Source organism: Methanolobus vulcani (assembly GCF_900100715.1).
GTDB classification, from domain to species: Archaea; Halobacteriota; Methanosarcinia; order Methanosarcinales; family Methanosarcinaceae; genus Methanolobus; species Methanolobus vulcani.
On record NZ_FNCA01000002.1, the window covers coordinates 326,413 to 342,554 of the forward strand.

General features: G+C 42.0%; 17 protein-coding genes. 8 read left to right on the forward strand and 9 right to left on the reverse strand.

The window, feature by feature from the left end:
* Positions 1-21 precede the first annotated feature (21 nt).
* Positions 22-1,431, reverse strand: coding sequence for an MBL fold metallo-hydrolase (locus BLP52_RS04220; RefSeq protein WP_091708968.1), 1,410 nt, complete (start codon positions 1,429-1,431; stop codon positions 22-24).
* 180 nt (positions 1,432-1,611) lie between these two features.
* Between BLP52_RS04220 and BLP52_RS04225 the strand changes: the two genes are divergently transcribed.
* The 4 genes from BLP52_RS04225 to BLP52_RS04240 all read left to right on the forward strand — a co-directional run bounded on the left by BLP52_RS04225 (position 1,612) and on the right by BLP52_RS04240 (position 4,726).
* Positions 1,612-2,034, forward strand: a complete 423-nt coding sequence (locus BLP52_RS04225) for a metal-dependent transcriptional regulator (protein WP_091708969.1) — start codon at positions 1,612-1,614, stop codon at positions 2,032-2,034.
* A gap of 135 nt (positions 2,035-2,169) precedes the next feature.
* Complete coding sequence (locus BLP52_RS04230; RefSeq protein ID WP_091708971.1) at positions 2,170-3,150, forward strand: metal ABC transporter solute-binding protein, Zn/Mn family; 981 nt, start codon at positions 2,170-2,172, stop codon at positions 3,148-3,150.
* Positions 3,151-3,900: a metal ABC transporter ATP-binding protein gene (locus BLP52_RS04235; protein WP_091708972.1), complete on the forward strand. Its 750-nt coding sequence runs from the start codon at positions 3,151-3,153 to the stop codon at positions 3,898-3,900. It begins immediately after the preceding gene.
* A gap of 10 nt (positions 3,901-3,910) precedes the next feature.
* Positions 3,911-4,726 (forward strand): metal ABC transporter permease, encoded by an 816-nt coding sequence (locus BLP52_RS04240; protein ID WP_091708974.1) that lies wholly within the window; start codon positions 3,911-3,913, stop codon positions 4,724-4,726.
* 7 nt (positions 4,727-4,733) lie between these two features.
* Here BLP52_RS04240 and BLP52_RS04245 read toward each other — a convergent pair whose 3' ends face one another.
* Positions 4,734-5,396, reverse strand: a complete 663-nt coding sequence (locus BLP52_RS04245) for a TfuA-related McrA-glycine thioamidation protein (protein ID WP_091709202.1) — start codon at positions 5,394-5,396, stop codon at positions 4,734-4,736.
* Positions 5,393-6,670: a YcaO-related McrA-glycine thioamidation protein gene (locus BLP52_RS04250; RefSeq protein WP_091708976.1), complete on the reverse strand. Its 1,278-nt coding sequence runs from the start codon at positions 6,668-6,670 to the stop codon at positions 5,393-5,395. Before BLP52_RS04250 ends, BLP52_RS04245 begins: the two co-directional genes overlap by 4 nt.
* Positions 6,671-6,999: 329 nt before the next feature.
* Between BLP52_RS04250 and BLP52_RS14300 the strand changes: the two genes are divergently transcribed.
* From BLP52_RS14300 to BLP52_RS04260, 3 genes are all read left to right on the forward strand, one after another.
* Entirely contained in the window at positions 7,000-7,140 is a 141-nt protein-coding gene (locus BLP52_RS14300; RefSeq protein WP_154717787.1) for a hypothetical protein, read from the forward strand.
* Positions 7,141-7,180: 40 nt separating this feature from the next.
* Positions 7,181-8,359: a cysteine desulfurase gene (locus tag BLP52_RS04255; RefSeq protein ID WP_091708977.1), complete on the forward strand. Its 1,179-nt coding sequence runs from the start codon at positions 7,181-7,183 to the stop codon at positions 8,357-8,359.
* Positions 8,360-8,618: 259 nt separating this feature from the next.
* Positions 8,619-9,731, forward strand: coding sequence for an ORC1-type DNA replication protein (locus BLP52_RS04260; RefSeq protein ID WP_202905721.1), 1,113 nt, complete (start codon positions 8,619-8,621; stop codon positions 9,729-9,731).
* Between the two features lie 6 nt (positions 9,732-9,737).
* Here the strand turns inward: BLP52_RS04260 and BLP52_RS04265 are convergent, their stop codons facing one another.
* The 3 genes from BLP52_RS04265 to BLP52_RS14505 form a co-directional block, all read right to left on the reverse strand.
* Positions 9,738-10,268 (reverse strand): hypothetical protein, encoded by a 531-nt coding sequence (locus tag BLP52_RS04265; protein WP_091708979.1) that lies wholly within the window; start codon positions 10,266-10,268, stop codon positions 9,738-9,740.
* Positions 10,269-10,497: 229 nt separating this feature from the next.
* Positions 10,498-12,141, reverse strand: coding sequence for a thermosome subunit alpha (gene thsA / locus BLP52_RS04270; RefSeq protein WP_202905722.1), 1,644 nt, complete (start codon positions 12,139-12,141; stop codon positions 10,498-10,500).
* Between the two features lie 193 nt (positions 12,142-12,334).
* Positions 12,335-12,508, reverse strand: coding sequence for a DUF5350 domain-containing protein (locus BLP52_RS14505; RefSeq protein WP_162272934.1), 174 nt, complete (start codon positions 12,506-12,508; stop codon positions 12,335-12,337).
* 199 nt (positions 12,509-12,707) lie between these two features.
* Here BLP52_RS14505 and BLP52_RS04275 point away from each other — a divergent pair, with 199 nt between their 5' ends.
* A complete protein-coding gene (locus BLP52_RS04275) occupies positions 12,708-13,418 on the forward strand; it encodes a YkgJ family cysteine cluster protein (RefSeq protein ID WP_091708980.1) in 711 nt (236 codons plus the stop codon).
* Positions 13,419-13,432: 14 nt separating this feature from the next.
* Here the strand turns inward: BLP52_RS04275 and BLP52_RS04280 are convergent, their stop codons facing one another.
* Genes BLP52_RS04280 through BLP52_RS04290 form a run of 3 tightly spaced genes read right to left on the reverse strand, consistent with a single transcriptional unit; the run spans position 13,433 to position 16,138 of the window.
* Entirely contained in the window at positions 13,433-14,539 is a 1,107-nt protein-coding gene (locus BLP52_RS04280; protein ID WP_091708982.1) for a TIGR04013 family B12-binding domain/radical SAM domain-containing protein, read from the reverse strand.
* A gap of 20 nt (positions 14,540-14,559) precedes the next feature.
* Complete coding sequence (locus BLP52_RS04285) at positions 14,560-14,973, reverse strand: phosphomevalonate dehydratase small subunit (RefSeq protein WP_091708983.1); 414 nt, start codon at positions 14,971-14,973, stop codon at positions 14,560-14,562.
* Positions 14,954-16,138 (reverse strand): phosphomevalonate dehydratase large subunit, encoded by a 1,185-nt coding sequence (locus tag BLP52_RS04290; RefSeq protein ID WP_091708985.1) that lies wholly within the window; start codon positions 16,136-16,138, stop codon positions 14,954-14,956. Before BLP52_RS04290 ends, BLP52_RS04285 begins: the two co-directional genes overlap by 20 nt.
* Between the last annotated feature and the right edge of the window lie 4 nt (positions 16,139-16,142).

A 16,142-nucleotide genomic window follows, 5' to 3' on the forward strand; every position in this document is an offset into this window, starting at 1 on the left:
TATGCCTTTCAAGGAAGGCAATTATTTATTCTTAAAAGGTGCCCATGGAAGAACGCACATGGGGCATTCAGGTCCAAATCCTGCTGCTGCATATCCAGTCATACCACCTGCAGCATTCATTACTTTTTCAAAACCGTGTTGAAGGAGGAGGCTACACCCCATTCCTGACCTCTGTCCTGAACCGCATATTAATATCGTTTCAGCTTCAGTGTCCAGTTCAATGTATCTTTCTCTTAATTCATGTACGGGAATATTCACTGCCCCTTCAATGTGGAAATCTTCATACTCGGAAACTTCCCTGACATCCACTATCGTTGTTTTCTTTCCTTTTTGTATTCTGTCATTGAGCTCTGGTGCTGATATCTGGGGGATATGTTTTGCAGCAAATCCTTCAGTTACCCATCCGTACATTCCTTGTTCAAGGTATCCTTCAACTTTATCAAGTCCTACGCGGTGCAACTGCTGACACGCATCAAAGGCTTGTGAATAGTTGTCCGAAACAAGAAGTATGTTCTTATCAGGTGAAAGTAGCCATCCTGCATAGGTCGGGAAATTTGAATTGATATCTATGTTGTATGAATCCGGGATGTGTTGTCCTCCATATGACTCAAAACTGCGAACATCGAGGACTATTGCATCATTCATTCTATTCATGAAAGTATCATTGTTCAGAGCTTCAGGGATTTGCAGTTCTTTTAACAATTCGGGTCCTTTGCGGTTTACTTCTGTGCATCTGCTAAAATGATCTGGTGCCGAAGGCATGTTATTTGTAAGTGAGCCTATGAATTCCGGCATGTCATCTATGAGAAGAGCGTAGTTGTACTTTCTTTCATATCCCATTGTGCTGCTTCTTTTTGATGCCATGGACCTTCCACAAAGTGAGCCTGCACCATGTGCTGGATATATCTCACAGAATTCAGGTAGGTTGAGTAATTTTTCATGCAGTGTGTCATATAGTTTTGCAGCAAGTTCTTCAGCTCTTCCAGGGAACAGGTCAGGTCTGCCCACATCTCCCACAAACATCGTGTCACCACAAAATACGGCTACAGGTTCTTTTCCTCTAACTGTATCGACTACTATGTAGGATATATGTTCCGGAGTATGGCCAGGAGTTTCTATTATATTGAGTCTGATGTCTTCTATCTCAACAGAATCTCCTTCTGAAAGTGGAATATGTTCAAAATCACATTTTGCCTTTTCAGGTGCGTATATTGGTGCGCCTGTTCTTTTTGCGAGGTCTATGTGCCCTGAAATGAAATCTGCATGCAGGTGTGTTTCAAGGATGTGTGTGATTTTCACTCCCAGTTCTCTTGTAATGTCCAGGTAAATATCAATATCTCTTCTTGGATCAATTATTGCACAAGTTCTGTCGCCCGCTAGTATGTATGAGCTATGGGCTATTTTTTCGGTAAATATCTGTTGTATTATCACTTCTAACTCCCCTCTACTAATCTGGCATTTTCGCTTTAGTATTTTATGCTGTTTTTTGGTTTCTTTTTCCATTCGTTCTTCAGTCTACATTCGATCTTGTTTGGAGTATCTACAAAAATATGCTTGATTTTTGACTAACATTCAAAAAGCATATATATCTCTTCAATATAATGGGTTAGCATGCAGGAAATTACAGGTATGGAGCTATCTCCTAAAAAAGTGGAATATCTGAAATTCCTTCTTAGGAAGGGCGATCTGGTAAAGACCACGGATATCTCTACGGAGTTGAATGTTGATCCTTCCACTTCTACAAAGACCATAAACGATCTTTCTGAATATGGATATGTGGATCATATCCCCTATAGGGGTGTGCGTCTTACTGAAAAGGGAAGGGAATTCGCCGAATTCTTTGTGAACAGGCACAATATACTGAGCTTGATGCTGAGTCATTATGGTCTTTCATCAGAAGATGCCTGCACTGAAGTCTCTCGCTTTGAAGCATTTGTTTCAAAGGATGCCATAGATACGATCTGTGGTGCAATGGGGCATCCTACTGTTAGTGTTTGTGGGAAGATAATACATTCTTCTTGTAATTTGCATTAATTAGCTTACTGTGGTTTTGTTTTTTTACTGCTTGAAGCTAAAAAACTCAGTCGGATATTTGGTATGTATGCAAACATGTTGGTTATTATCCAAAAATAGTAGTGGATCAATGTTATTATTAGGTGGTGTATTGAAATGAAAAAAATATCAACGCTATTAACTGCATTCATTTTGATGGGTGTCGTTCTGACAGCCGGTTGTGTTGACGAACAAAGTTCTTCTGACAATGGTTCTAACAATATTATTGTAGGTGTGACCATTCTTCCTCAACAGGAATTTGTTGAAAAGATCGCAGGTGACAATGTACAAGTAGTAGTTATGGTTCCGCCGGGGGCAGATCCGCATTCTTATGAACCGACTCCAAGTCAGCTTACAGCTCTTAGCAAAGCAAAAATGTATGCTATGGTCGGTTCCGGGATAACGGTTGAAGATAACATGATGGGCAAGCTTACAGCCCTGAATCCTGATATGCTCGTTGTTGATTGTTCAAAAGGTATCTCTCTCATTGAAATGGAAGCTCACGATCATGGGGATGAAGTTCATGGAGCAGAAGCACAGATAAATGGGTCTGCTGATACTAACACTTCAGAAAGTGCCGTTTACCAGACAACATCAGTATCCGATCATGCAAATCTTGATCCTCATATATGGACGTCACCGGATAATGTTGAAGTAATGGTTGAGAATATTTACCAGGGACTTATACAAATAGATCCTGATAATCAGGCAACATATCTTGAGAACAAGAATGCATATCTTGCAGAGCTCAATGCACTTGACAAGCAGATACAGACCTCCCTTGAAGGTAAAGAAGGCAGCAGCTTTATGGTCTATCATCCTGCATGGGGATACTTTGCTAATCATTATGGATTAAATGAGGTATCTGTAGAAATAGAAGGTAAAGAACCAAGTGTAAAGGATATGCAGTCTGTTATTGACTTGGCAAATGAGAAAGGCATCAAGGTTATTTTCGTGCAGTCAGGTTTTAGTACTGTCAGTGCAGAAGCTATAGCAAGTGAGATTGGCGGAGAGGTAGTAGAAGTCGACCCGCTGGCAAAGGATTATATAGATAATCTTGCAAAAGTAGCAAAAGCGTTTGAAAAAGGACTGGCTTAAATGGAAAATGTGATCGATCTAAAGGATGTATGGGTAAGTTATGACAGTGTCAGGGTTCTTGAGTCAGTGAACCTGACAGTAAAGGACAAAGATTTCCTGGCTATCATCGGTCCCAACGGTGGAGGAAAAAGTACTCTGCTAAAGGTCATCCTTGGATTGATCAAACCTGATAAGGGCTCAGTTAGTTTATTGGGTGGCAGACCTGCAAAAACCAGAAGGTATGTGGGTTATGTCCCTCAATATCATTCTTCTAATCTTGATTTTCCCGTAACGGTATGGGATGTTGTTCTCATGGGACGTCTGAGCCATAAACATCCTTTGCAACGGTATAATGAAGAGGACCGCAATGCTGCCCTTGAAGCTCTTGGAACAGTCGGCATGCTTGATTTTAAGGACCGGCAGATCGGTGAACTGTCCGGTGGCCAGAAACAGAGGGTTTTCATTGCCCGTTCCCTTGTTACGAAACCGAAACTGTTAATACTGGATGAGCCGTCCACTGGTATAGATTCCAGAATGCAGAAGGAGTTCTATGAGCTTCTCAATAGGCTGAAATCAGAGATTGCCATTGTAATGGTTACTCATGATATCAGTGCGGTATCCGTTTATGTTGATAAGATCGGTTGTCTGAACAGAAAGTTCCATTATCACGATGATAAGGAAATAAGTCCGCATGATCTGGAAGTATCATATCAGTGTCCTGTAGAACTGATTGCACATGGTGTGCCACACAGGGTACTGAAAGAGCACTGAGGTGAAAACGATGCTTGAAATACTCCAGTATGACTTCATGAGGAATGCAATTCTAGCCGCTATTCTTGCAAGTATTGCATGTGGTATAATCGGTGTTTATGTGGTCGTGAAAAAAATAGTTTTCATCAGCGGTGGCATCACACATGCATCATTTGGTGGAATAGGCATTGGATATTTCCTTGGGATCAATCCGCTATTCGGTCTGATACCGTTCAGTCTTTTCTCTGCAATAGTAATGGGTCTTGTGAGCAAACGTACAAAAGTGGCTGAGGATACTGCAATAGGAATTTTGTGGTCTCTTGGAATGGCCATTGGTATTATTCTTATCTACTGGACTCCGGGTTATGCTCCGGATCTGATGACATATCTTTTTGGTAATATCCTTACAGTTCCGATGTCAGATATATATCTCATGCTGGGACTGGATGCAGTGATCATATTCGTTGTATATGCTTATTACAAACATTTCATGGCACTTTGTTTTGATGAGGAATTCACAAAGGTTTCAGGACTTTCAGCAGAGAAACTTTACCTGCTTCTGCTCTGTCTTATCGCACTTACAGTAGTACTTTTGATAAAAGTGGTCGGTATCATTCTGATCATTGCACTCCTGACAATGCCGGCATCACTTAGCAGGCATTATACTAACAACCTTGGTAAAATGATGTACCTTGCAATTATTTTTGGTTCATTTTTCAGTCTGGCGGGACTCTATCTGTCATATATCTTCGATGCACCATCCGGTGCCACGATAATCCTGGCGATGTCAACCGTCTATATACTTCATTTCCTTTATGACGGCCTTAAACCAAAAATAGCATCATGAAAATTGATCATTCTGAAATGATCTCTTTAATCTTTTCAAGGACAAGAATGGCATCTTCTCTTTTGATGTCACGTTCATTTTCTTTGCAGAACTGAAAGAGGCTTTCAGCCTTTTCTTCTGATATTATTCCTTCTTTTTCTGCTGTCCTTGAGATTCCAAAATAGCTTCTTTCCGTGTAGTGCGTATTTTTTGCAAGCCGGGTTATAAGTCTGCACTGCTCATCATCAATTATGCCTGCTAAGTTCGCAGCTTTCAATGTTTCACGTATATTGACCATAGGGCTTGAAACCGGCTCGAATGTGTCCGGGTTTGTAGCAACAGCAACCTCATCATCGTCCTCGATAACTCCATCCCTGTACCACTGGTAAATTGTTCCCACGCCTTCCATTCCATGAATATCAAGCTCAGAAGCCCTGAGAGCTCCCATACTACAGCCACCAATAACGATAACTCCCTCTTTGATCACATTTATTATCTCTTTATGGGCTGCGGCTGCCCTGCTAAAAAAGATACCATCTATTATGCCTATAATTTTGTACCCTTCGCTGGCAGCTTTGCCGATATCTCCTCTGGATATCGGCGCCCAGTATGTAGCATCAAGTATTTTTGATGCGTCTTCATGGCTGATGCTAGAACCTGCAAATACGAGGACTTCAGATCTAGTACTCATCTTCTGCGTCCTTTTCTCCATGGTCTGTCCTGTGGAGCCATTTTCTTTCTAGGGCCGGATTTCACTCTGTTACCAACTCTTTCTCTGTCAAGTGTGTACATCTCAAAGGTTGGAATTACTACTCTTACAACCGGAACAGCAACGCTTTCACGGGAAAGATCTACGACAACTGCAGAATCTGTTACCTTTTTGAGCTGTTCGATGATTACATCAATGCTTTCTGCAGGTGTGGTCTTTGACAGGTCCTTCAGTTCGGACATGGATATCTTTTCTCCATCCTCATACCAGTATTTGTTCATACGTTTGATCCTGTCGTATCCTATTTCCCTGACAAACTTCTCACGCTCAGTATCTTCTCTGGCACCGTGTATCTGTACGACCCTTGACTGTGCCGCTTCTGTGAGTGCTCTTCTTACTGCGATCTGTGGTTTGAGATGTGCTCCTGCACCCATTACAAGAAGTGCAGCATCCTTGAGCCTGGCATCATCGGTAGTTGCGACTACTGTTGTGATCTCAGTATCATGAGTTAAAGCCCAGAGCTTAACATCAACTTCGTTATCGGTGAACTTGCGGAGAATTTCATAATTCTCCCCGTCTTCTTCTGTCAGGATTATTTCTTTGCCAGGGTTCCTGTTAAATTCTGCAATGCTCAGGGCATCTCTTTCAATAACTTCTAGCAATCCGTGGAATATAGCTTCTTCAATGGTATTGCCTGCAGCAAGTCCATTAGTATTGCTTCGGAAAAGTTTTACTGTTCTTCCGGGTGCTTCATAAGGATGATACACTGAATTAGCAGGTATAAAGGTCTCTTCATTTTTCAAAAGGTCCCATCCCTGTATCCATTCGATTAACGCTTTTGGGTCGTAACTTTCCGCTATAAGCAGGGATGACGGGTCTATTGCATGATTTTCCTTCGTAAGATCATAGTAACTTTCGATCACGTGAATTGATTGCACATCATCCTTCACATTTTCATTCACACCACTTTTTTCAGCAAGACAGCGCTCAAAACCTTCCATCATTGCTGATATCCTTGCCTGCGTCTCAGTGTTTCCTTTTCCGGAATAAACTGAGATAGCACCATCTGCAGCACTTGGTCTGATCGAGGAAAAAACAGGTATGCCAAGTCTGTCCAGATCAGTAATACTGGCTATTCTGGTAACGCCTATACTCTTGAGATTATCCTTTGTTCTTTCAAGGGTGCTGTTTTCATCAAGAACCCGCTGGGTACCATCTATGAAGCTGAGTGATCTGTCAATGTTTATCTCTGGCATGATTAGCGAGAGTCTCTGCATGTATTATATCTTTTACGACAAGACTATATTGCTCCTTGAGTCATGCTGGCTGTTAACAGACATATAAAATCAATAGTGTGCAGTTCCCATTTATTAATTATTTAGAATTGTATAGTTTTGTAGCCGATTGTCTCCTATTTTTGTATAGTGTGTTTTAAAATCTAAATGACAATGTTTTTATATCATGTGCAACAACAGGTACATTTAGCACGCAAAAAGTGTATAAATATTGTTGGGATGTGTATATAAATTCTTAGTATGCCGAGTTCCAACAAGGCAAAACTAAAATGAGAGACAGGAGGTAAAATATGAGAGACACGAAAAAGTACAGAAAAGCTGATACTTCCAGAGACTGCCATGCAGTAGTAGATGGGATATCAAAAGACAAACTCACTGCTGAGGAAATGGAGCTTTATCGCTTCATGGTAGGCGGTGTGCAGGCAAAATAGCCTGCAAAACTATTTTTATTTTCTCTGCATAGTGCTCCCTATGTATGATGTTCTCAGTGTCAGGGAAGATTTTCCCGTATTGAAAGAAGTTATCTATCTTGACAACGCAGCCACTACCCAGACTCCGGTTCAGGCTGTTTATGCAATGCAGGACTATTTTTTCAAGTATGCGGCAAACCATGGACGTGGTGCTCACAGGCTTGCAAGAGAAACTACTAATCACTATGAAGATGCTAGGGAATCAGTGGCATCTTTTCTTAATATGGATGCTGAAAGAACGATCTTCACAAAAAATGCTACAGAAAGTATCAATATCGTTTCCAGAGGTTTTCCATGGAAAAAAGGGGACCATGTTATCGTAACTCTTGTGGAGCATCATTCCAATTTGCTTCCATGGATACGCCTGAAGGAAATAGGTGTTGAAGTAACTGTTATTGATGTTGACATATCCGGTGTTGTTGATCCGGAAAATATTCGCGGTTCTATCAAAGACAACACCAGGCTTATAGCTGTGAACCATGTTTCAAATGTATTTGGTTCTATACAGGACGTTGAAGGGATAGCTAAAATCGCAAAACAGGCAGGTGTGAAGATACTTGTGGATGGTTCACAATCCGCAGGAAACCTGTCAATTGATATAAAATCTTTTGACCCTGATTTCTTTGTCTGTCCGGGACATAAGGGCTTGCTTGGTCCGCAGGGAACAGGTGTCCTTTACGTAAAGGAGCCTGAAGAGATCGAACCATTATTCCTTGGTGGCGGAATGGTTAGCTCTGTTACAAAGGAAACTTTCAAGATGGAATCAAGTCCTGCAAAATTCGAGGCAGGAACTCCTAATATTCCCGGAGTTATCGGCCTTGGGCGGTCAGTAGAATATGTTGCAGAACTGGGGGTAGATTCCATACAAAAACATGAACTTGATCTTTCAAGAAAAGCTGCATCTCTTCTTGCTGATATTGAAGGCGTTGAGGTCTATGGTCCAAAAAAGCGTGCAGGAGTTGTCCCATTCAATGTCATTGGTATGAATGCACACGATGTTGCAATGATACTTGACCAGACCAAAGGGATATGTGTCAGAAGTGGTTATCACTGCGCAATGCCAGGAGTGTCCAGTCTTGGTGTCAATGGTACTGTGAGGGCATCATTTGGATTGTACAATACAGAAGATGAACTTGAATCCCTTGTAAAAACGGTTTCAGATATTACTGCACTTGTATGATGTGTAATATTATACATTCTAATATTGTGCTACTATCTGGTAATTCCTTGCTGTATCTTATTTATAGCGGGATAAAAGCAAAAAGTTATTATGCGGAAATAATTATATTAGTCTTGCAAACTGAATTCTGAAACACATAAAGTCATTTATTATTAAACATGGTAGTTAATAACAGGCAATCAATGTTAACAACTAATGACGGCAACTAACAATGGTTATGAGTAATGAGGGCTAATTATCTGGCAAGAGGGGAGTTCAATTGAGCAAAGATATGCTTTTGTGGGATGAGACTATTTTCAGCAATGGTGAGGTACTTGAATTTGATTACCTGCCGGAGTATTTTGCACATAGAGATTCCCAGATGCAGGCGCTCCGTTTTAGCCTGAAACCTGCTCTTAGGGGTATGCGTCCGGTTAATTGTCTTGTAAAAGGTCCTCCCGGTACTGGAAAAACCACTGCTGTGATGAAGATTTTCAATGAGGTAAAAGAGCATACTGATAATGTTGCTTTTGTGAAGGTAAATTGTCAGATGGATTCCACCAGATTTGCTGTTGTTTCTAGAATCTATGAACAACTGGTTCATATCACTCCTCCCTCATCCGGAATCTCATTCAGGAGACTTTTTGAGAAAGTTATTAAGTACTTGCTTGATTCAAACAAGACACTTGTTGTAGCTTTGGATGATATCAATTATCTTTTTCCGGAAGGACATGCAGATGAGGTCATGTACTCACTTTTAAGAGCACATGAGCAGTATCCGGGAGCAAGGATATCCGTAATAGCAATAATCAGTGATGTCGGTATTCCTTACAGTTTTGATCCACGTGTAGGCTCAGTATTTCTCCCGGAGGAAATTGCATTTCCAAGATATGAGATATCTGAGATTGCTGACATAATCTCTAATCGTGTGAAACATGCCTTTTTCAAGGATGTTGTTTCTGATGAAGCACTGGATATGGTTGTCACTTATGTGGAAAGGACAGGTGACTTGAGAATTGGTATTGATCTTTTGAAACGTTCAGGTCTTAATGCAGAGAGGCGGGCAAGTAAGACTATATCTGTTGAAGATGTTGACAAGGCATATGAAGCTTCAAGGCTACTGCACCTGTGTCGTAATATCAAATCACTTTCTGATCATGAGAAAACGTTGCTTGGATTGATAGCAAAAGATAACAGTCTTCCAACCGGCGAGCTTTACAAATCATTCCATGAGATTACCGGACTTGGTTACACTCGTTTCTACGAGATAATCGAAAAAATGCATGTTTCCAAACTTATTGATGCCGATTTTTCAGGCAAGGGTATGCGTGGAAGAACAAGGTATGTAGCACCTGCTTACGATTCAGAAGATATACTCAAATGTCTTGAGTGATTTCTTCTATTCTATGTCGTTATCTCCGAAATATTCAATCCAGATTTCTGATAGCACATCGCCGTATCCCCAGCCGATATTCCGAGCACCTAGTCTGACCCGATACAGTTCATCTTTCAGGCGGGAAATGTCGTGTCCCTGCTTTTCAACAATGAGAGTCCATTTTATAGCATTTTCATAGAAATGTTCCATTGAGATATAGTCTCGTTCTTCAAGATCTCCAATTGTTTCGGTGATTTTCTGTCCTTCCATTATTGTATGCACATAAACATCCGCAAGAACCATTGCATCATCTGTAGCTTTTTCAAGATACCTGAGAATTCTCTTTGTTTCTTTAAAGTCCCAATATCTCATTGTTCTGATATTGAAACTCAGGGCATGGGTTATTTTCTTCTTGTATTTCTCAACATCAATCTCTTGGCTATCTGCAAGTACTGACCTGACAAAGAGCTTATTGTCATCAGATAGTTCCATCATGTCCTTCACCAGAGCTATTAGCTCTGCTTTTTCCAGAGAATTAAGTCTTCTCTTTGCCATAATCATGTCTCAGGATCCTATTATCATGTTCCAAACTATTACTTGAAACTAGCAATATGATTCTATCAATCTGCTATGTAAATAAGATAGACTATGCAAAAACAATCAGTTAAAATTAATATTACTACAAAATAAGCAGTTGTCTAGTAACTTAAAAAAGCAGTTTTGCGCAGAATTCAAAAGAACCTGCGCAAATGAGTTTGTTTGTTTATTCCTGTTCTCAGGGTATTTACATGTCCATTCCGCCCATTCCTGGTGGGAGGTTTGGAACCATGTCTTCTGCACCAGGGCCTGCTGGTCCCTGCTTGGATGCAATGATATCGTCAATCCTGAGGATCATGACCGCGGATTCTGCTGCTGAGTTGATAGCCTGTGTCTTTATTCTGAGTGGCTCTACTACACCAGCTTCCCACATGTCGATTACCTGTCCTTCGTAGACGTTGAGACCTGCTGTCTTTACGCCCTTCTCGTGGTGTGCACGGAGCTCCATGAGCATGTCTATTGGGTCAAGACCTGCATTCTCTGCAAGGGTTCTTGGAATAACTTCAAGTGCCTCTGCGAATGCTTTGACTGCAAGCTGCTCTCTTCCGCTGAGTGTTGCTGCGTATTCCTGGAGTCTGAGTGCGACCTCTACTTCAGGTGATCCGCCGCCAGCTACGAGCTTCTCATCTTCAATTGCTACACCGACTACTCTGAGGGAGTCGTTGAGTGCTCTCTCGATGTTGTCGATTACGTGCTCTGTTCCGCCACGGAGGAGGATTGAAACTGCCTTTGGATTGTCACAGCCTGTTACGAAGGTCATTGGGTCGCCGCCGATCTTCTTCTCTTCTACAAGGTCTGCCTTACCCATGTCATCTTCTGTTATTTCGTCAACGTTTGTGATGAGCTTTGCACCGGTTGCTCTTGCGAGTTTCTGCATGTCACTCTTCTTTACACGTCTGATTGCGAATACGCCTGCCTTTGCAAGGTAGTGCTGTGCCATGTCATCGATTCCTTTCTGACAGAATACGACATTTGCACCACTGCTGGTTACCTTGTCAACAAGTTCCTTGATCATCTTTTCTTCCTGGTCAAGGAATGACTGGAGCATCTCAGGGGATGTGATTGAGATCTCAGCATCGACTTCTGTGTCTTTGAGTTCGATTGCTGTGTTGATGAGTGCGATCTTTGCGTTTGCTACCTTCTTTGGCATGTTGGTGTGTACACGTTCCTTGTCAATGATCATGCCTTTGATGAGCTCAGTGTCCTCAATACGTGCACCGACCTTCTTCTCTACCTTAATGTTGTCCATGTCGACCTTGTTGTCTTCATCGGCAATGCTTATGATAGCGTCAACTGTGACGTTTGTAAGGACTTCCTTTGTTGCTTCTGCACCCTTTCCGGTCATTGCTGTTCCGGAGATGTTGATGAGAATGTCCCTGTTCTCTCTGGTGACTGATTTTGCGAGTGTCTTGATGATCTCGCCTGCTTTCTCTGAAGCCATTCTGTAACCGGATGCGATGATTGTTGGGTGTACATCCTGCTCGATAAGTTCTTCTGCCTTCTTGAGGAGTTCACCGGCAATTACAGCAGCTGTTGTTGTTCCGTCTCCGACTTCATCGTCCTGGGTCTTGGAAACTTCAACGATCATCTTTGCTGCAGGGTGCTCAATGTCCATCTCTTTAAGGATGGTTGCACCATCGTTTGTGATTACTACATCTCCGAGACTGTCTACAAGCATCTTGTCCATACCTTTTGGACCAAGTGTTGTTCTGACAGCTTCAGCGACTGCTTTAGCAGCCATGATGTTGTTGCTCTGTGCTTCTCTGCCTCTGGTTCTCTGGCTTCCTTCTCTTAATATGAAAATTGGCTGTCCAGCCATCTGTCCTGCCATAATTGTCTATCCTCCTATGTTATGAAATTAGAATGACATTTATTCTCAAGTCGTTTTTTAATGTTTGTAGTTCTATATAAGCATATCGGATTGGCTGAGTTCTTCACGAAGAAAGAATAAGCTACTCACAATTGAAAAAAAGATGTCAAATTAATGAAAATAAAGAAAAAAAGATTGGTGTAAGTGAGGGACCTCACCTTACAATTGATTTAGGAGATCTGTTAAGGAATCTTCTCTTAGCACCAGATGATGAGTATCTCTGTGCTGGTCCTGGATGAGCTTTTCCTTCCCTGCACTTTGGTACCTTGATTGTTCTTCCTTTGCGTCCTTTTACCTTTGACCATTCAATGCTGCCTGTTTTACCCATGATAAAATCCTCTTGAATTGTTATTTAAAATTATTTGTAAATGGATTGTTAATTTTAAGTTATTTTATGTTTAACCTAGATATATAGTTCTAGTCGTTGAGTTTACTTCTAGACGTAATGCTTAGTATTAAAGCTTACGGGAATATGAGAGCAAAATTACTTGTAGACAGCAGAGATTATGCATCCATATTAGCAGGAGTTGATCAAAATAATCCCGGCAATCGAGAAACAGCTGGAAGCAGTAAAAGACGAGCTTCAGGGCGTGCATGAATACTCCAATGAAGAGCTCATATCTATTATACAGGAAGTTGGCTTTGAATGTGATTTCTGTGCCCGCTGCTGTACAAGGCAGTTCAATGACCATGTTTTCCTTTTAAATGAAGATGCCATCAGGATGCAACAGATAGACCCTGATTGCATGGAACCTGCACCATATTTTGAGCTATGCGATCAGCAGGGCCGTTTCTACGTATCCGGCTATGCGCTAAAAGCAAAAGAAGATGGTTCATGCATCTTCCTTAATGAAGAAAAGCGATGCAAGATCTATGATCAGCGTCCCACGATCTGCAGTCTTTATCCTTATATGCTTCACCGCGAACCAGACGAGAACGGCAATGTAGACTGGAGGCAGATAAGCGGCCTTAACCAACACGGCTGCTATCACACAGAAATTAGTGATGAAGAAGCCAGTGAGATTGCAGACCGGATAAAATCATATGAAACCAGCTACCTCTCCCAGCTCATTGAGTTCTTCAAAAAAGCAGAGGAACATTTCACCAAAAACAAATTGAAACACGTTCAGGGTGTCTACGACAGGGAAATGAGGAAATTCAACAAAGGCGGAGAAATTACAGTATTTGTCTATTATAATGGTGAGTTCATAAAGCACAGGTTCAAAGGCCCGGAATAAAAAGTATTATAGTATTATTCCCATGTACCGGTAGCTTGGCCTGTAAGTGCCAGCTTTCCCATCACTTTTTTGTAACGCTTACTTACAGGTGATGTTTTCACATCCGCAAAAGGAGTTCCTGGAAGTGGTGTCAGGTAATGTGAATGCACATTGCCGCCTTTTTTGCAGATCCATTGGATAAGTTCCAGACTCATATCCTGCTCTTCTTCAGTCTCATCTGGAAAACCCACCATAAAATCCACAACAGGTGTAATTCCATGTTCAAAACAGAGTTCAAGACTCTGGACGACATCATCAACAGTGTGTCCTCTGAGAATCTCTCTCAGGATTCTGTTACTTCCTGACTGAGCCCCAAGGCTCACTTTTGAGTTTGTGCAATACTTTGTGATTAGTTCCAGTGACTCATTGGTAATGAATTCCGGCCTGACCTCTGAAGGAAAAGTCCCGAAAAAGATATCCTTTGGACCTGTATCTTTAAGTGCCGAAAGAAGTTTTTCGACTTTGTCAAAACGTGGATGTATGCCATCACTTCCATATGCCATTGAGTTTGAAGAGGTGAATCTCAGGTCCCGGTAATATTTTGCATATTTCACGATAGACTCAATACTTCTATGTCTCATCTTATTCCCGAAAAGACGCGGTGTCTGGCAGTATCTGCACCTGAAAGGACATCCTCTGCTGATCTCAAGAGGTGACATTACAATTTTCGGGTCAAAACACGGATACTTATCAAGGTCAACAGGTTCCCTTTTTTCAGTGATTACAGTTTTTCCGGAATCATCCCTGTAGGCAATTCCTTTCACTGTGGAAACATCTCTTCCTGATTTGATTGTCTCAATAAGTTCAGGTAAAGTTTCCTCACCTTCGCCGATAACCACATAATCAAAATAGTCAAGTGTCTCCTCCGGTGCGCCAGAAGGATGAGGACCACCTGCAATAAATATAGATTCGGTGTCTGCTTTTTTGACTTCTTTAAAAATAGAATCTTTCTGCCTGGTGGCGAAGCTGTATATCATTACTCCATCGTGAGGCTTTTTGACCTTCAAAGCCTCCGGCACAAGAGGTGCCAATGCAGCAAGACTGTACGTGTTCTTTTTATTCCAGCGAAAGCAGACATCCATGAATTTCTCTCAAATCTTAATTATTCATTTCTTAGTTCAACAAAAGCTTCTGTGCTGTTGACAACAACCATGTCACCATTTTTCAGAATCTTGTAAGGGTCCTTCTCAAGCCTGTCAACAAGAGGTACTTCTGATATTATTGCACCCACAGCCACAATTGGCTCAGATTCAAGGTTGATCATTGCAGCAGGAGCCACGCCATTCTTGAAAAGCTGATAGATGACATACGAGCCAACAGTGGAACCTTTCCCGTGTGGGAAAACAAGGACTTTTCCGGCAATTGACTGCCCGTAAAGTTGGTGCTGAGGTTCTACTACTTCTCCGGTCTCAGGCTCAACATTTCCAAGGAACGAAATTGCATCATTTGTAAGAAGCACTTCGCCTTCTGCAACACCTCTGGAAATAGTTCTGCATTTAATTTTCATCGACAACACCTGCCTCTTTGATGCAGTCCTCAATCCTCGCATACTTTGCCGCCACTTTACACATGCTTGGAACATAGGCAAGAGCCTTTCCAGAGTTCACGGTTATGGACTCGTACTTGTTAGTGGCAGGTGAGACTACCATGCAGGTGTCGCACACAACTTTTGCCCCGCTTTTCTCGATTCTCTGCACAAGGTCGGGATGCCTTTCAGCAACTTCTCTTGCAGTGCAGACCCACATTTCCTTTTGGAGTTTCTTCCCTTCAACAAGTCCTGCTATTTCTTCCAGTTCCTCAACAGAACAGTGTGGGCATCCAACGGTGATTATCTCACTGGATTGTATGTCCTTATTAGTTTCATAGACCTCGTCAATCTGTGTTCTCTCAACAGGAATGACTTCATCAGGTCTTGCAAATTTGTTCCTGACAGCCTCTGGAGTTACGTCTTCTATATGATAGAGTGCCACGGCACCGGACGCTGCAAGTGCTGCACCGAGGGATTTCATCTCGTTCTTTGAAGGCTTGTTTTTCATGTAGAATATTGGAACCCTGCTTCCGATTGTCTTGCCTGCAACGTAACCAAGAGCACCAAAGTCAGAGCCTGAAAGTTCGCAATCAACTTCCACAGTCACCACCGGTTCTCTCATTTCGTCAAGGTGGTATCCGTAGTTTGCAGTCTTGCCAACAAGTGCTGCGGAGAGTGCTGAAGGACCTCCTTCACGGTTTGTCCTTGCACCGATTACTGAATTAGCATAAGATACGGCTGATGATTCACTCCATGCGATGTGGTCGTCAAGTGTGACGTTAAATCCTTCAAGATAATATGGTGTACATGTGCACTTTGTCTGGATGCCAAGTTTTGCGTAAGCCTCAATGATCTCCTGCTGCTTCTTTGCAAATACAGGGTCGATGCCCATTTCATCCCAGCGGACTATGTCCATTCCTGCAGGATTGAGGATTGAAGGGATCTTCACTTTTCCTTCAAGGTCGGATATCCACTCAAGGCCTGCGTCTCCAATTGTCTTATATGATACTCCGGCTATCTGTGCGCTCTTTACAGGAATAAGTTTGTCAGCACCGTAGATATCTCCAAGTGCAACCAGTATCTCGATTGCTTTCTGGAGACTACGGCCGTATTCTCCATCAAGCGTTTTTTCTTCTTCAGGTGTAAGATACATTCTT

Excerpts from the sequence above, each read along its gene's own strand:
- BLP52_RS04225 (WP_091708969.1), top strand. The coding sequence starts at position 1,612 with ATGCAGGAAATTACAGGTATGGAGCTATCTCCTAAAAAAGTGGAATAT.
- BLP52_RS04245 (WP_091709202.1), bottom strand. The coding sequence starts at position 5,396 with ATGAGTACTAGATCTGAAGTCCTCGTATTTGCAGGTTCTAGCATCAGC.
- BLP52_RS04235 (WP_091708972.1), top strand. The coding sequence starts at position 3,151 with ATGGAAAATGTGATCGATCTAAAGGATGTATGGGTAAGTTATGACAGT.
- thsA (WP_202905722.1), bottom strand. The coding sequence starts at position 12,141 with ATGGCAGGACAGATGGCTGGACAGCCAATTTTCATATTAAGAGAAGGA.
- BLP52_RS04250 (WP_091708976.1), bottom strand. The coding sequence starts at position 6,670 with ATGCCAGAGATAAACATTGACAGATCACTCAGCTTCATAGATGGTACC.
- BLP52_RS14505 (WP_162272934.1), bottom strand. The coding sequence starts at position 12,508 with ATGGGTAAAACAGGCAGCATTGAATGGTCAAAGGTAAAAGGACGCAAA.
- BLP52_RS04280 (WP_091708982.1), bottom strand. The coding sequence starts at position 14,539 with ATGGATGTCTGCTTTCGCTGGAATAAAAAGAACACGTACAGTCTTGCT.
- BLP52_RS14300 (WP_154717787.1), top strand. The coding sequence starts at position 7,000 with ATGAGAGACACGAAAAAGTACAGAAAAGCTGATACTTCCAGAGACTGC.
- BLP52_RS04255 (WP_091708977.1), top strand. The coding sequence starts at position 7,181 with ATGTATGATGTTCTCAGTGTCAGGGAAGATTTTCCCGTATTGAAAGAA.
- BLP52_RS04230 (WP_091708971.1), top strand. The coding sequence starts at position 2,170 with ATGAAAAAAATATCAACGCTATTAACTGCATTCATTTTGATGGGTGTC.
- BLP52_RS04290 (WP_091708985.1), bottom strand. The coding sequence starts at position 16,138 with ATGTATCTTACACCTGAAGAAGAAAAAACGCTTGATGGAGAATACGGC.
- BLP52_RS04240 (WP_091708974.1), top strand. The coding sequence starts at position 3,911 with ATGCTTGAAATACTCCAGTATGACTTCATGAGGAATGCAATTCTAGCC.
- BLP52_RS04265 (WP_091708979.1), bottom strand. The coding sequence starts at position 10,268 with ATGGCAAAGAGAAGACTTAATTCTCTGGAAAAAGCAGAGCTAATAGCT.